Origin of the sequence: Streptomyces sp. B3I8 (assembly GCF_030816915.1) — a bacterium.
Classification (GTDB): domain Bacteria; phylum Actinomycetota; class Actinomycetes; order Streptomycetales; family Streptomycetaceae; genus Streptomyces.
Genome location: NZ_JAUSYN010000002.1, coordinates 4,013,757 through 4,028,106 on the forward strand (window position 1 = coordinate 4,013,757; position 14,350 = coordinate 4,028,106).

A 14,350-nucleotide genomic window follows, 5' to 3' on the forward strand; every position below is an offset into this window, starting at 1 on the left:
TGGGGGTCGGGCGGGTGCGGACGCGTCGTGGCCGGCCGCGCGGCTCCCCGCGCCCCTGACGCGGCGCAGCCCCGGCTCAGGGGCGGGGAACCGCACGGGGTGTGCCACCGGCGGTTGGCCGATGATGCGGCCTCCCTCGGGGTGCAAGGGGGCGGAGCCCCTTGAAGGGACGAAGAGGGCGGGGGCGGCGGGCGCGAGAAAAACCGCCCTCAGGCGATGTGGTCGTCCTCCAGCTCCGCCGTATGGCGATTGGTGAAGCGGGTGACCAGCCGCTTCGCCTCCTCACCCGCCAACCGGTTGCCGAACTCCGCCTCCACGTTGTCACCGAACTCCCGCGGCGTCGGATAGCTCCCGTTGATCGACTGCTTGAACACCTGGTAGTACGAGTCCTCGTCCGGTTCCGCGGCGGGCGACGCGCCCCCCTCGCCCAGCTCCCGCGTCCGGTTCGGCCCCGCCGGGATCGGGAAACTCCCCGTCTCCTCCGGCGCCGGCGCCTCGAACTGCTCGGGCTGCTGCTCCTCGTACCACTGCTCGTACTGGTCCTCGGACCCGTACGCCGGGTCGTACGACGGGTCGTAGCCCCCCTGGTAGTCGATGTCGCGCGGCGGCCGGAACCACGGGCTCTGGGCGCCCTGGACATCGGGCGGCAACTGCTCCTCGTAGCCCTCGAAGCCCCCCGGCCCCTCGTACGCCTCGTACCCCCGGGGTTCCGGCCGCCCGAAGCCGTTCGCCTGCCCGGGACCGCCCCTCTGCCCGGCGCCACCCGCCAGTTCGGGCCGCCGGCCGCCGGACGGGGCCGCGCCCGCGACGGCACCCTCGCCCGCGCCCTGCTCCAACACCGACGCCGCCGCCGACGACGCCAAAGACACCGACGGCAGCACCGCCGGCTCGATCCCCGCCGCCGCGAGACCCGACGGCGCCGTCTGCGCCAGCGGCACCCCGTACCGGGCCAGCCGCAGCGGCATCAGCGACTCCACCGGCGCCTTGCGCCGCCACGCCCGGCCGAACCGGGACCGCAGCCGCGCCTGGTACACCAGCCGCTCCTGCTCCAGCTTGATCACCTGCTCGTACGACCGCAGCTCCCACAGCTTCATCCGCCGCCACAGCAGGAACGTCGGCAGCGGGGAGAGCATCCAGCGGGTCAGCCGCACGCCTTCCATGTGCTTGTCGGCCGTGATGTCCGCGATCCGGCCGACCGCGTGCCGGGCCGCCTCCACCGACACCACGAACAGCACCGGGATCACCGCGTGCATGCCCACGCCCAGCGGGTCCGGCCAGGCCGCCGCGCCGTTGAACGCGATCGTCGCCGCGGTGAGCACCCACGCGGTCTGACGCAGCAGCGGGAAGGGTATGCGGATCCAGGTCAGCAGCAGGTCCAGCGCGAGCAGCACACAGATGCCCGCGTCGATGCCGATGGGGAAGACGTAACTGAAGTTACCGAAGCCCTTCTCCAGGGCCAGCTTCCGTACGGCCGCGTACGAACCCGCGAAGCCGATCCCGGCGATGATGACGGCACCGGTGACGACCACGCCGATCAGCACCCGGTGCATCCGTGTCAGCTTCAGTGGCGCGGCCACCCTGACTCCCCTCCCTGTGCGTGTTGTTGCGCGGAACAGAGTGGCACACATGTGCGGGTGAACGGACGCCCGGTCCGGAAGCCGCCGGGAACCGATGCGCGAGGGGCCCGGTCCGCGCCGGACCGGGCCCCTGGGAGGAGACGCGCAACCTCAGCTGTCGGCGGCCGACTTGAGGGAGGCTCCGGCCGAAGGCGACGACTTCCCGTCGGAATCCTTCGCGGCCTTCGCGTCCTTGGAGTCCTTCCCGCCCGGGTCCTTCGACGACGACTTCGACTCCGGCGTGGACTTGGACTTCGACGCGTCCGGCGACGCACCGGCGTCCGAGCCCCCACCGCCGCCCTTGTTCGCCGAGGTCACCGAGGCCACCGCCTCCTTCGCCGCCTTCTCCGCCAGCTTCACCAGGTCGTCGGCGTCCGGCGTCTTGTCGCCCGCCAGCCCCGCACCGTTGTAGTCGAGCGTGACGACCACGTTCTCCACGCGCGTGACGACCGTCTGCTGCTTGAAGGCGCCCTCCTTCTTCTTCAGGTCGTACCGCACCAGCGTCGCCTCGTCGCCCGTGCCCGGCACCGGCTGCGTCTTCGTCTGCTTCGCGCCCTCGACCGCCTGCGCGTCGGCGACCTGCTTGGTGAAGTAATCCCCCGCCCGCTTGTCGCCCTCGCCCCGCGAGGCGTCCGAGTCGAAGCGCAGCATCGCCACGTTCAGCCAGCGGAACTGCGAGCCCTTCACCCCGTTGTTGTCGAGGCTGTCCCACGAGCAGTTCCCACGGGCGTCCGTGTCGTCGGACGAGCCCGCCTTGCCCTTCACGCCCTTCGGGACAAGGTCCTCCAACGTCTTCTTCGACAGCACGGCACACGCGTCCGGCAGCTTCGCGTACGCCGCCTCGCGCACCGTGTCGGGCGACGAGGAGGCGGAGTCCGACGGGGCCGCGCTCGACGCCGGCTTCTTGGCGGCGGCGTCGTCACCGCCACCGTCGTCGGAGGAGCCGGAGGAGCAGCCCGCGGCGATCAGCATCGCCGGGACGACGACGGCCGCGCCCCACAGCAGCCTGCCGGGCCGGCGTCCGCCCCGCGGGCCGTGCCCCTCGTGCCCCGCGCCGTCCGCGGGCAGCTGCTCTCGACGGTCTCGCTGTGCAGGTCGGTGCATGGTTCCTTCACTCATGACGCTTGTGCTTCGTGCGGTCGGAACAGGTCCGAGGGGCCACGGTACGCGGTGGGAACAGCCCGCGGTTCCGGTTCGGACGCTTCCTCCCCGGGCCCCGACGTCCGCCGTGAAGCGGCTACCCCTCGAAGGAGTCGGCCAGTTGCCGCGCCAGATTCTGGGCCCTGTCCTGCATTTCCTTGCTTCCCGCGACCGTGCCGGTACGCGTCGGCTGCTCCTCGTACTGGACCGTCACGATCACGTTGGACGTGCGGAACACCACAGTCACGGTGCGCTGCTGGGTGGGGCTCAGGTCGTCGTCGAGGTACGCCTCGTCTCCCAGACCCTCGAGCAGGCGCGGCAGCACGGACGCGGAACCGGTGGCGCCCGGGGACGGGTCCGGGCTGCCGGAACCGGAGTGGCCGGCCCCCTCGGGCGACTTGGTCCCCTTCGCGCCCTTGGAACCCTTTGACCCCTGGGATGTCTTGGAGCCCTTCCCGGAGGCGGGCGCGCCGGAGCCCTGTGAGGGACTCCCGGAGGATGTCGTGTTCGGGCCGACGGAGGTGACGGCACCGTCGCGGGGAATGTCCGCCGCGTCCGCCTTCTCCCCGAAGACCCGCGCCGCGCTGTCGTCGTCGCTGACCGAGGCGTCGTACGACACGATCCGTTCGAAGTCGACGTAGAGCTGGTCCGAGGCCGAGTCGGACTCCGCCTTCCAGCGGCAGCCGGAGCGACGGTCGTTGTCGTAGGTGAGGGTCGCCGTGCCGTCGTACGCCTTCTCGCGCTGCTCCTCGTCCGTCAGCAGCTTCAACCCCGGCAGCAGCGCGTCGAGTTGATCGTGGTCGGCCACGGTGCAGGCGTCCGAGAGGGTGCTGTACCTGCCGGGCTGCGCGACCGGGGCGGACGTGGCGGTGCCGCCGGCCTTGTCGTCCTGGGCCGAGCCGTCGCCGGAGCCGCCGGTGCAGGCGGCGAGCAGGGCCGCGAGGAGCGCGACGGCGGCCGGGACGTACGCCTTCCGCTGCACGGTCAAGGCTCCTCTCGTCGGGTTCCCCGGGCCGGGTCCGGCGGGCGGGGTGGGGCGTGCCCTGCGGTTATTCGGTTGCCGCGCGGTGGGTGCCCCTGCGGACAATGTCTATCGCACGCGCTGCCGTGGGCGCCGGTCGGCTGTCCGGTTCGCCGAACTCGGCGACGGTTTTTGCGCTTTGGTGTCTCTGCGTCCTTCATGGGGAAACGCGGGGGATCGAGCAGTTTCGAGGAGTGGGGGACGGCATGTCGTACGTCGAGGTACCGGGCGCGAGAGTCCCGATCCGTATGTGGGCGGACCCGGCGTCGGTCGAGGACGCGGCGATGCAGCAGCTCCGCAACGTGTCGACGCTGCCGTGGATCGAGGGCCTGGCGGTCATGCCGGACGTCCACTACGGCAAGGGCGCGACGGTCGGTTCGGTCATCGCGATGCGGGACGCGGTGTGCCCGGCGGCGGTGGGTGTGGACATCGGCTGCGGCATGTCGGCGGTGCGCACGTCCCTGACCGTCAACGACCTCCCCGGGGACCTCTCCCACCTCCGCTCGCGGATCGAGCGGTCCATCCCGGTCGGCCGCGGCATGCACGACGACCCGGTCGACCCGTCCGGCTTCCACGGGCTGGCGACGGCGGGATGGGGGGACTTCTGGGCGCGGTTCGGGGGAGTCGCGGAAGCGGTCAGATTCCGTCAGGAACGTGCCACTAAGCAGATGGGAACGCTTGGCGGGGGAAATCACTTCGTCGAAGTGTGTACGGATACGACAGGTTCTGTCTGGCTGATGCTCCACTCCGGTTCCCGGAACATCGGCAAGGAACTGGCGGAGCACCACATCGGCGTGGCGCAGAAGCTCCCGCACAACCAGGGCCTGGTCGACCGCGACCTCGCCGTCTTCGTCGCGGACACCCCGCAGATGGCGGCGTACCGCAACGACCTGTTCTGGGCGCAGGAGTACGCGAAGCACAACCGCACGCTGATGATGGCGCTGCTGAAGGATGTCGTCCGCAAGGAGTTCAAGAAGGCGCGGCCCACCTTCGAGCAGGAGATCTCCTGTCACCACAACTACGTGGCTCAGGAGCGGTACGAGGGCATGGATCTGCTGGTCACCCGCAAGGGCGCGATCCGGGCGGGCTCCGGCGAGTACGGGATCATCCCGGGTTCCATGGGAACCGGCTCGTACATCGTGAAGGGTCTCGGGAACGCGGCCGCGTTCAACTCGGCCTCGCACGGCGCGGGCCGGCGGATGAGCCGCAACGCGGCCAGGCGTCGCTTCTCGACGAAGGACCTGGAGGAGCAGACGCGGGGTGTGGAGTGCCGCAAGGACTCCGGCGTCGTGGACGAGATCCCGGGTGCGTACAAGCCGATCGAGCAGGTCATCGACCAGCAGCGCGACCTGGTGGAGGTCGTGGCGAAGCTCAAACAGGTGGTGTGTGTGAAGGGTTGAGGCAGGTGGTGTGCGTCAAGGGCTGACGTACACCGGACCGCCCGACCGGTCGCGGCCCGCGGTTCCCCCCTTTTTTTGGGGGGCCGCGGGCCGCTCGTCGTCACCGCTCGCGGTGGACCTTCGTGTTGGAGGCCTGGGCGCGGGGGCGGACGACCAGGAGGTCGATGTTGACGTGGGACGGGCGGGTGACGGCCCAGGTGATCGTGTCGGCGACGTCGTCGGCGGTGAGGGGCTCGGCGACGCCCTCGTAGACCTTCGCGGCCCTCGTCCCGTCGCCCGCGAAGCGGGTCAGGGCGAACTCGTCGGTCTTCACCATGCCGGGGGCGACCTCGATCACCCGGACCGGGGTGCCGACGATCTCCAGGCGCAGCGTCTCGGCGAGCACGTGGGCACCGTGCTTGGCGGCGACGTAGCCCGCGCCGCCCTCGTACGTGCCGTGGCCGGCCGTGGAGGAGACGACGACCACCGTGCCGTCGCCGCTCGCGGTGAGCGCGGGGAGCATGGCCTGGGTCATGTGCAGGGTGCCGAGGACGTTCGTCTCGTACATCCGGCGCCAGTCCTCGGGGTCGCCGGTGGAGACCGGGTCGGCGCCGAGGGCGCCGCCGGCGTTGTTGACGAGGACGCCGAGGGTGGGGAAGGCGGTGGCGAACTCGTCCACCGCCGCGCGGTCGGTGACGTCGAGCGGGTAGGCCGTCGCGGAGTGACCGGCCGCGGTCAGTTCCGCGGCGAGTGCCTCGATGCGGTCCTTGCGGCGGGCGGTGAGGACGACGCGGTAGCCGGCGGCGGCGAGCTGCCGGGCCGTCGCGGCGCCGATCCCACTGCTCGCGCCGGTGACGACGGCGATGCGGGAGGCGGTGGAGGTCATGGGTGCTCCTGCGCGGTGTGGGGCGAGTGGCCGGGTGTGTCGGGTGCGGGTGCGAGTACGGGCGAGGGTGCGGGTGCGGGTGTGGTGAGAGACGGGTGCGGGGTCCAGGGGTCCGGGCGTGCGTCGTCGTCAGGATAGGCGGCCCGGTTCGGGGGGATGTGGGGTGGTGCCGGGCGGTGGAATGGCGGGGAGAGCGGCATCGTTGGGGAGGTATGGTTGAACCGTCAACAAACCGGAGGGTGAGCGGCCATGCAGTTCGGGATCTTCAGCGTCGGGGACGTCACCCCCGACCCGACCACGGGGCGCACGCCCACCGAGCGCGAGCGGATCAAGGCCATGGTCGCCGTCGCGCTGAAGGCCGAGGAGGTCGGCCTGGACGTCTTCGCCACCGGCGAGCACCACAACCCGCCCTTCGTGCCGTCCTCGCCGACCACGATGCTGGGCTACGTCGCCGCCCGCACCGAGCGGCTGATCCTGTCCACCTCCACCACCCTGATCACCACCAACGACCCGGTGAAGATCGCCGAGGACTTCGCCATGCTCCAGCACCTGGCCGACGGCCGGGTCGACCTGATGACGGGGCGCGGCAACACCGGCCCGGTCTATCCCTGGTTCGGGCAGGACATCCGCCAGGGCATCGACCTGGCGGTGGAGCATTACGCCCTCCTGCACCGGCTGTGGCGCGAGGACGTCGTCGACTGGGAGGGGAAGTTCCGCACGCCGCTGCAGGGCTTCACCTCCACGCCCCGCCCGCTGGACGGCGTGCCGCCGTTCGTCTGGCACGGCTCCATCCGCTCCCCGGAGATCGCCGAACAGGCCGCGTACTACGGCGACGGCTTCTTCCACAACAACATCTTCTGGCCCGCCGACCACACCAGGCGGATGGTCGAGCTGTACCGCAGCCGGTACGCCCACTACGGGCACGGCACGCCCGAGCAGGCGATCGTCGGGCTGGGCGGGCAGGTCTTCATGAGGAAGAACTCCCAGGACGCGGTGCGCGAGTTCCGTCCCTACTTCGACAACGCGCCGGTGTACGGGCACGGGCCGTCCCTGGAGGACTTCACCGAGCAGACGCCGCTGACCGTGGGCTCGCCGCAGCAGGTGATCGAGAAGACGCTGGCTTTCCGCGAGTACGCGGGCGACTACCAGCGCCAGCTCTTCCTCATGGACCACGCGGGGCTGCCGCTGAAGACCGTGCTGGAGCAGCTCGACATGCTCGGCGAGGAGGTCGTGCCGGTGCTGCGCGAGGAGTTCGCGGCCCGGCGCCCGGCGGGAGTCCCGGACGCGCCCGACCACGCGTCGCTGGTCACGGCGGCGAAGGACGCGGTGCGGGAGGACGCGGGGCGGGAGTAGGCAGTATGGGAGCGGGCGGCGCGGGAGCGGGCAGGGCAGGAGCGTGCGGGGCGGGGGAGACGGAGGGCGTGCGGCGCGGTGATCGCGCGCCCGGGTGTCTCGGCCGCGCCCCTCAGCGCGTGATCCGGCGCCGCCATGCGCGGCGGGCGCGGGTCAGCCGGAGGCCGGCGAAGAGCTGGTCGTAGCGGGCGGCGATCGGGACGGGGTCGTAGCGGCGGGCGCTGTCGAGGGCGGCCCCGGCCATACGGTGGCGCAGGTCGTCGTCGGCGATGAGATCGAGGATCGCGTCGGCGAGGGCGAGGGCGTCGCCGACGGGGACGAGGCGGCCGTCGACGCCGTCCGTGACGATCTCGGCGGGCCCCAGCGGGCAGTCCGTGCTGATCACCGGCACCCCGCAGCGCATCGCCTCCACCAGCGTCATCCCGAACGATTCCGCGTCCGAGGCGCTGACCACCAGGGACGCCCGCGCGAACTCCGTCTCGATCGGGGTGCGCGGCCCCATCAGCCGGGCCCGTCCGGTCAGCCCGAGGTCGTCGATCAAAGTCTCCAGCTGCTCATGGGCGTCGCCGCCGCCGTAGATGCGCAACTGCCAGTCGGGTTCCTTGGCCGCGACCGTGGCGAACGCCTCCAGCAGCAGGTCGTACCGTTTGCCCGGGGCGAGCCGGCCGGCCGCGGCGATCACCTTCGAGGTGCCGTCGGACGGCGGCACGTCGACCGGCGGTACGACGTTCGGCACCGACACCACCCGCACGCCGGGCAGCGGCATCCGCCTGCGGTACACCCGTGCGTCGGCCTCGGTCATCGTCACCAGCGCGTCCATGGACCGGTAGTGGCGGGCGAGTTCGGCGCGCAGCCGCTTGCCGTGCGCGTCGTGCCGCAGGTGTTCCTGGGCGATGCGCAGCGCGCGGCGGGGGCCGAAGCGGGCGAGGTAGACGTTGATGCCGGGCCGGGTGCCGATGAGCACGTCGGCGTCGCAGTCCGCGAGGTGGGCGCGCACGCGCAGGTCGGTGAGACGGGAGTACTGCCTGTGCCGCTTCTCGGTGGCGGGGAAGTCCTCGGCCGGCCGGGCGTACGCGGGATCGTCCAGGTCGGGGCTGCCCGGGCGGATGTCGACCAGGGCGACGAGGCGGACGCGCGGGTCGAGGTCGAAGCGGGGAGTGTCCCGGTGCCGGGACATGGAGACGATCTCCACGTCGTGGTCGTCGGCGAGCGCGGCGGCGAGGTTGAAGGTGGTGCGGACGGTGCCGCCGATGGCGTACGCGTTGTGCAGCAGGAAGGTGATCTTCCGACGGCGGCGGCGCCACAGGCGGAGGGCCAGCGCGGCGGCGGCCTTCCGGGCCGCCAGGCCCGGACCCGTACGGGGCGCCGTACGGGGCGCCGTACGGGTCTCCACACGGGTTTCCGCGCGGGTTGCCGTTCCGGCGCCCGCACCCGTAGGGGTCTCCGTGCCGGCGGCCGGACCCGTGCCCGTGGCCCGGCTCGTCGTGCTGGTCGTGCGGTTCATCCTGTGCCTTCCCGACGCGCTTCCTGACGGGGCCGCGCGATGCGTGACGTACGGGACACGGTGGCCCGGCGAGGTAAACCACCGGGCCGCTCGCGGTGAGAGGCGGGTAAGAAGCCCGCCCCCACCCCGGCCCATCCGGTGGGTACCCGGCCGTGGCCTTGGCAGACTGGTGGGGTGACCCAAACAGTTCTGCTGGCCGAGGACGACCGTGCCATCCGTCATGCCCTGGAACGCGCCCTGACACTCGAGGGTTACGAGGTGACCGCCGTGGCCGACGGGGTGGAGGCGCTCGCGCACGCCCACCGCACCCCGCCCGACGTGCTGCTTCTCGACGTGATGATGCCCGGCATCGACGGCTTGCAGGTCTGCCGTGTACTCCGTGCGGAGGGTGACCGTACGCCCATCCTGATGCTCACCGCGCTGGTCGAGACGGCGGACCGGATCGCCGGTCTGGACGCGGGCGCGGACGACTACGTCGTCAAACCGTTCGACGTGGAGGAGGTCTTCGCCCGGCTGCGCGCGCTGCTGCGGCGCACGGGCGGCGTCGGATACGGCGGGCCGCCCGTCACGCCCGAGGGCCCGCAGAACGGCGGGCCGGTGGTGCGGGCGGAGCGCGGGGGCGGCGGGCAGCTCGCGGCGGCGGGGCTGCGCATGGACGTCCAGGCGCGGCGGGCGTGGCGCGGGGAACGGGAGCTGGAACTCACCCGCACGGAGTTCGACCTGCTGGAACTCCTCGCGCGCAACGCCGGGATCGTGCTCGACCACGCGACGATCTACGACCGCATCTGGGGCTACGACTTCGGCCCCGGCTCGAAGAACCTCGCCGTGTACGTCGGCTACCTGCGGCGCAAGCTGGACGAACCGGGGGCGCCCGCGCTGATCCACACGGTGCGGGGTGTGGGGTACGTGCTGAGGGAGGACTAGTGGGCACGGGCCGTGACCGGCGGCCGGTCCGCGACCGGCGGCCCCGCGACCGGCGGCCCCGGTGAAGCGGCTCCTCGGCCGGTGGCGGCGGGTGTCGTCGCTGCGCACCACCTTCACCCTGTCGTTCGCGGCCGTCGCCGCCGGCGTCACCGTGCTGATCGGGTTCCTCAGTTACGGCGCCGCCGCGCGGCTCGTCCGCTTCGACGAGAAGACCGTCTTCTCGGAGCGCGTGGGGGACCTGCGCAACCAGGTGCGGCAGCAGCGCTTCGACTCCGACGACTTCGCCAAGGACGACCCCGACCGGGACGGCCCGCGCGCCTCGATCTTCCGCTCCAACCGGATGGACATCCAGGTCATCGGCCCGGACGGGGGGGTCGTCGACCCCGGCAAACCCCGGCTGCCCGTCGACGCGACCGGCCGGCGCATGGCCGGTGCCGCGAGCGCGGGTCAGCTCGTCGAGCAGGGCGAGATCGCGGTCGCCGGGGACTTCTACCGCGTGGCGATCGTCTCGCTGGGCGGCGGCCGGGGCGCGGTCCAGGTGGCGCAGGAGTTCAGCGACACCGAGGACCTGCTGCGGGAGCTGCAGAAACGGACGGTCTCGCTGGTCGCCGCCGTGGTGATCGGGTCCGGCCTGTTCGGCTGGTGGCTGGCCCGGCGGATCACGCGGCGGCTGGTCCGGCTCACCGCGGCGGCGGAGGACGTGGCCCGCACCCGGCGGCTCGGCATCCAGGTGCCGGTGACGGGACACGACGAGGTGGCCCGGCTCGGCCGCTCGTTCGACCGGATGCTCGGCCGGCTGGCCCAGTCGGAGGAGGACCAGCGACGGCTGGTGCAGGACGCGGGGCACGAGCTGCGGACGCCGCTGACCTCGCTGCGGACCAACATCTCGCTGCTGCGCCGCATCGACGAACTGCCGCCCTCCGCACGGGAGGAGCTGGTCGCCGACCTCGCGCAGGAGTCCCGGGAACTGACGGACCTCGTCAACGAACTCGTCGACCTCGCGGCCGGACAGTCGGACACCGAACCGGTGCAACGGGTCGCGCTGGGCGACATCGCGGAGGACGTGGCGGTGATCGCCCGCCGTCGCACCGGCCGGGAGGTGAACGTCCGGGTCACCGGCGACACGACGGTGGACGGACGGGCGTCGGCACTCCAGCGGGCGATGTCGAACCTGGTCGACAACGCGGTGAAGTTCGACCGCGCCGGAACCGCCCCCATCGGCATCACGGTGGCCGGGGCGGCGCACCGGGGGGCCACCCGCACGGACGCGGCGCCGCCGCCCCGCGCGAGCGCGGTCCGGGTGGAGGTGCTGGACCGGGGACCGGGCGTGGCGGAAGGGGACCTGCACCGGATCTTCGACCGCTTCTACCGCACGGCCGACGCACGCAGCCTGCCGGGATCGGGCCTCGGCCTGTCGATCGTCCGGGAAGTGGCGACGTCGCACGGGGGAGCGCCGTTCGCCTACCGGCGCGAGGGGGGCGGCTCGGTCATGGGCTTCACGGTGACGGGGGCTCCGCCGGGCGGTGAGTGAGGCCGGCCCGCAACGTCCCTGTTCCGTACCGGGGTTCGCGATCCGGCAGTGGTCTGTCACGAGGGCGTGTCAGAAACCGGCCGACGCGAACTGCCCGGCGCTGTCGCGCATCACAGTGATGCGTACGCACGTACCAACGTGCCGAGTTCCCGACACCGTGAACCGTGATCCCCGTGCCGAAGCGCAGAAAGCACTCGAAGTGCCGCAAGCGCTCGAAGGAGAAGAGAAACATGCGCGCTCAGAAGCAGGTCGCCGTCGTGACCGTGGCCCTCGTGGCAGGTCTGTCGCTCACCGCCTGCCAGGGCGGTGGATCCTCGCACAGCGGTTCCCGGCACTCCGGCACCGGCAAGAGCGGCCACAGCAGGACCTCCACCCACAAGACCACCACGCACAGGAAGTCCGTGCGCGGCGCGGCCGCCGGCGCCGGTGCCGGTGCCGTCGGTTCGTCCCGCTCGTCCGGTCACAACTGCACGACCTCCGGGCTCGGCTTCAGCACGTCCGGGGGCATGGGCGAGGGCACCCTCATCGTCAACCTCAAGAACACCGGGTCCGTGTCGTGCACGTCGCAGGGCTTCCCCGGGGTAGACCTCGCGGGCAAGGACGGCACCGTCAGCGCCACCCGCAGCAAGCTCGGCACGCCGCACGTGATCGTTCCGTCGGGCCAGGAGACCCGCTTCACCCTGCACTTCACGCCGAACACCGGCGGCGGCAGCGGTACGACCTTCACCCGCCTCGTCGTCACCCCGCCGGGCGAGACCCACTCCACGACGCTGCCCGTCCACCTGAACGTCGGCGTCTTCGACAGCACCACCCCGACGATCACGGTCGACCCCGTCGGCACCGGCAAGTAGACATGCGCACCGGGGGACCGGCCGTGGCCGGCGGTCCTCAGCCGACCACCGGGCTGCGGCGCTCCACGAGGACGACGTCGCGCCAGCGCCCGCGGTGCCGGCCGACGTGCTCGCGCACGCCGATGACGCGGAAGCCCAGGCGTGCGTGCAGGGCGAGGCTGGCGGCGTTCTCCGGGAAGATCCCGGACTGGACGGTCCAGATCCCGGCCGCCTCCGTGGACGCGATCAGCGCCCGCAGCAGCGCGGAGGCGACGCCCCGGCCGCGGGCGCCCGGGTGGACGTACACCGAGTGCTCGACGACACCGGCGTACGCGCACCGGTCGGAGACCCGCGCCACGGCGACCCACCCGAGCACCGCCCCGGAGCCGTCCGTCCTCGCCCCGTCCAGCGCGACGAACCGGTGTTCGGGCAGCTTGGCGGCGTCGAAGGCCGGCCAGGCGGGTGCGGTCGTCTCGAAGGTGGCGTCACCCTCGTCGATGCCCGCGCGGTAGATCGCCAGGACCTGGCCCGCGTGCGCGACGGTCATCGGCACGACGCGCACGGCGGCCGTCCCGGGCCGCTCCGCGGCGGTGAAGGGGTGCTCCGTGAGCGGCGTGCGGCACGGCGCCGCGGCGTCGTTCGTGTGCGACATGCGTCCACGGTGGCACACGCCGACGCGGCGACGCACCGCTCCGCCTGTGTCCCGGCCGCGTACGTCGCGCCCGCGGTCAGCCGCACCCTCAGCCGCCGCGCGGCGCGTACATGAGGACCGCCATCCCCGCGAGGCACACGAGCGCGCCGATCACGTCGTAACGGTCGGGGCGGTACCCGTCGGCGACCACGCCCCACGCGATCGACCCGGCGACGAAGATCCCGCCGTACGCGGCGAGGACCCGCCCGAAGTGGTCGTCGCTCTGGAAGGTGGCCACCAGCCCGTACAGCCCCAGCGCGACGACCCCCGCCCCGATCCACACCCACCCCCGGTGCTCACGCACCCCCTGCCACACGAGCCAGGCACCCCCGATCTCGAACAGCGCGGCGACGCAGAACAGGGCGAGGGAGCGGGCGACGAGCACGGCGGGGGGCTTTCCGGGAGGTGACGGGGGTGGGCGCGGGGCAGCCGACCGGGACGGGCTCCGAAGACCCCGCCCGCACCCTCACGAGAACCTGGGGCCTCTCGTTTGGATCATTCCGGCGTCGCGGGGTCCGGCACGCGCCTGTGCGGCGTTGTCGTCGGTTGCCGGGGCTCCGCCCTGGCGTCCTTCTCCGCCTCGCCGCCGCACGCACCGGACCCCGCTCGGGTCGGTCGAAGACGCACCGCGCCTCCCGGCCGGCCTGATCCGAACGAAAGCCCCTAGGGCCACACCAGGCAGTACGGCTGGTGTCCCGCCTCGTGCAGGCGGTGGCTGAAGTCCTGCCATTCGTGGAGGAGTTGGTAGACGTTGAACGCGTCGCGGGGGCCGCCGCGGTCGGGGACCGTGGACCAGATGAAGGCGGCCGCGCCGACCGCCTCCTCGCCTATGCCGCGCAGCGGGTCGACGACCGTCATCGGGAGTTTCACGACCGCGTAGTCGGGGTGCAGGACCACCAGTTCGAGCGGGGGGACCTTGTGCAGCGGTACGCCCTCTATGCCGGTGAGGACCATCGCCGCCATGGTCTCCGGCTTGATCTTGGTGAACATGCCGCCCATGCCGAGCTCGTCCCCGCCGAGCTCCTCGGGGCGCATCGAGATCGGGACACGGGCCGCCGTGGCGCCGTCGGGCGCGCCGAAGTACTTGTACGTCACCCCCACCCGACCACCATTCCCGCTTCCTGCGCCGAATCCATCCGGCCTGTGGTCAGCCCTACGGTTCGCATGGTCCATGCCATCCATACGCGCCAGCCGCTCGATTCGCTCAGGTTCCGCCGGTGAAGCCCCCGCCGGTGCGGGCTCCGGACCCTGTGTCCGAGCCGACTGCGACGGCTGGGATGCCTGTGACGGTTGAGAAGTCTGTGACGGTTGAGATGCCTGCGGCGGCTGAGAGGTCTGTCGTGCTTGCTGCTGGTCTGTCGTCTCCTCCGCGTCGCGTCGGTGCCTTCCCCGCCGGGCACGCCGAGGACCCCGGTCATCGGTCCCCTCGCCCAGTCCGCCACCGCGATGCATATCTCCACCCGACTGCTTTTCTA

General features: G+C 72.2%; 13 protein-coding genes. 5 read left to right on the plus strand and 8 right to left on the minus strand.

Annotated features, from left to right (window positions below; translation table 11 throughout):
* Window positions 1-209: 209 nt before the first annotated feature.
* From QFZ64_RS19970 to QFZ64_RS19980, 3 genes are all read right to left on the minus strand, one after another.
* Window positions 210-1,550, minus strand: coding sequence for a DUF2637 domain-containing protein (locus QFZ64_RS19970; RefSeq protein WP_307071776.1), 1,341 nt, complete (start codon window positions 1,548-1,550; stop codon window positions 210-212).
* A 177-nt stretch (window positions 1,551-1,727) separates the two neighbouring features.
* Complete coding sequence (locus QFZ64_RS19975) at window positions 1,728-2,720, minus strand: DUF3558 family protein (RefSeq protein ID WP_307067650.1); 993 nt, start codon at window positions 2,718-2,720, stop codon at window positions 1,728-1,730.
* A 133-nt stretch (window positions 2,721-2,853) separates the two neighbouring features.
* Complete coding sequence (locus QFZ64_RS19980) at window positions 2,854-3,738, minus strand: DUF3558 domain-containing protein (protein WP_307071777.1); 885 nt, start codon at window positions 3,736-3,738, stop codon at window positions 2,854-2,856.
* A gap of 245 nt (window positions 3,739-3,983) precedes the next feature.
* Between QFZ64_RS19980 and QFZ64_RS19985 the strand changes: the two genes are divergently transcribed.
* Window positions 3,984-5,177 carry an RtcB family protein gene (locus QFZ64_RS19985; RefSeq protein WP_307067652.1) on the plus strand — a complete coding sequence of 398 codons (1,194 nt, stop codon included), beginning with the start codon at window positions 3,984-3,986 and terminating at the stop codon, window positions 5,175-5,177.
* Window positions 5,178-5,277: 100 nt separating this feature from the next.
* On the opposite strand, the gene QFZ64_RS19990 is transcribed toward QFZ64_RS19985, so the two are convergent.
* Complete coding sequence (locus QFZ64_RS19990) at window positions 5,278-6,042, minus strand: SDR family NAD(P)-dependent oxidoreductase (protein WP_307067655.1); 765 nt, start codon at window positions 6,040-6,042, stop codon at window positions 5,278-5,280.
* Between the two features lie 249 nt (window positions 6,043-6,291).
* Between QFZ64_RS19990 and QFZ64_RS19995 the strand changes: the two genes are divergently transcribed.
* Window positions 6,292-7,395 carry an LLM class flavin-dependent oxidoreductase gene (locus QFZ64_RS19995; protein WP_307067657.1) on the plus strand — a complete coding sequence of 368 codons (1,104 nt, stop codon included), beginning with the start codon at window positions 6,292-6,294 and terminating at the stop codon, window positions 7,393-7,395.
* Window positions 7,396-7,507: 112 nt separating this feature from the next.
* Here QFZ64_RS19995 and QFZ64_RS20000 read toward each other — a convergent pair whose 3' ends face one another.
* The gene (locus QFZ64_RS20000) at window positions 7,508-8,899 is read right to left on the minus strand and encodes a glycosyltransferase family 4 protein (protein ID WP_307067659.1); all 1,392 of its coding nucleotides are present in this window, start codon (window positions 8,897-8,899) and stop codon (window positions 7,508-7,510) included.
* A gap of 174 nt (window positions 8,900-9,073) precedes the next feature.
* Here QFZ64_RS20000 and QFZ64_RS20005 point away from each other — a divergent pair, with 174 nt between their 5' ends.
* The 3 genes from QFZ64_RS20005 to QFZ64_RS20015 all read left to right on the plus strand — a co-directional run bounded on the left by QFZ64_RS20005 (window position 9,074) and on the right by QFZ64_RS20015 (window position 12,205).
* Entirely contained in the window at window positions 9,074-9,823 is a 750-nt protein-coding gene (locus QFZ64_RS20005; protein WP_307067661.1) for a response regulator transcription factor, read from the plus strand.
* A 61-nt stretch (window positions 9,824-9,884) separates the two neighbouring features.
* Entirely contained in the window at window positions 9,885-11,354 is a 1,470-nt protein-coding gene (locus tag QFZ64_RS20010; protein ID WP_307067663.1) for a HAMP domain-containing sensor histidine kinase, read from the plus strand.
* Window positions 11,355-11,584: 230 nt separating this feature from the next.
* Entirely contained in the window at window positions 11,585-12,205 is a 621-nt protein-coding gene (locus tag QFZ64_RS20015; protein WP_307067666.1) for a DUF4232 domain-containing protein, read from the plus strand.
* Between the two features lie 37 nt (window positions 12,206-12,242).
* On the opposite strand, the gene QFZ64_RS20020 is transcribed toward QFZ64_RS20015, so the two are convergent.
* The 3 genes from QFZ64_RS20020 to QFZ64_RS20030 form a co-directional block, all read right to left on the minus strand.
* On the minus strand, window positions 12,243-12,731 hold the full coding sequence (locus tag QFZ64_RS20020; RefSeq protein WP_307071778.1) for a GNAT family N-acetyltransferase: 489 nt from the start codon (window positions 12,729-12,731) through the stop codon (window positions 12,243-12,245).
* A 193-nt stretch (window positions 12,732-12,924) separates the two neighbouring features.
* A complete protein-coding gene (locus QFZ64_RS20025; protein ID WP_307067669.1) occupies window positions 12,925-13,260 on the minus strand; it encodes a YnfA family protein in 336 nt (111 codons plus the stop codon).
* A gap of 278 nt (window positions 13,261-13,538) precedes the next feature.
* Window positions 13,539-14,048: a hypothetical protein gene (locus tag QFZ64_RS20030; protein ID WP_307067671.1), complete on the minus strand. Its 510-nt coding sequence runs from the start codon at window positions 14,046-14,048 to the stop codon at window positions 13,539-13,541.
* Window positions 14,049-14,350: the final 302 nt, after the last annotated feature.

Bases quoted from the DNA above. Each gene is read 5' to 3' on its own strand.
- QFZ64_RS19970 (WP_307071776.1), bottom strand. From the start codon at position 1,550: ATGCACCGGGTGCTGATCGGCGTGGTCGTCACCGGTGCCGTCATCATC.
- QFZ64_RS19975 (WP_307067650.1), bottom strand. From the start codon at position 2,720: ATGCACCGACCTGCACAGCGAGACCGTCGAGAGCAGCTGCCCGCGGAC.
- QFZ64_RS19985 (WP_307067652.1), top strand. From the start codon at position 3,984: ATGTCGTACGTCGAGGTACCGGGCGCGAGAGTCCCGATCCGTATGTGG.
- QFZ64_RS19990 (WP_307067655.1), bottom strand. From the start codon at position 6,042: ATGACCTCCACCGCCTCCCGCATCGCCGTCGTCACCGGCGCGAGCAGT.
- QFZ64_RS19995 (WP_307067657.1), top strand. From the start codon at position 6,292: ATGCAGTTCGGGATCTTCAGCGTCGGGGACGTCACCCCCGACCCGACC.
- QFZ64_RS20000 (WP_307067659.1), bottom strand. From the start codon at position 8,899: ATGAACCGCACGACCAGCACGACGAGCCGGGCCACGGGCACGGGTCCG.
- QFZ64_RS20015 (WP_307067666.1), top strand. From the start codon at position 11,585: ATGCGCGCTCAGAAGCAGGTCGCCGTCGTGACCGTGGCCCTCGTGGCA.
- QFZ64_RS20020 (WP_307071778.1), bottom strand. From the start codon at position 12,731: ATGACCGTCGCGCACGCGGGCCAGGTCCTGGCGATCTACCGCGCGGGC.
- QFZ64_RS20030 (WP_307067671.1), bottom strand. From the start codon at position 14,048: ATGGACCATGCGAACCGTAGGGCTGACCACAGGCCGGATGGATTCGGC.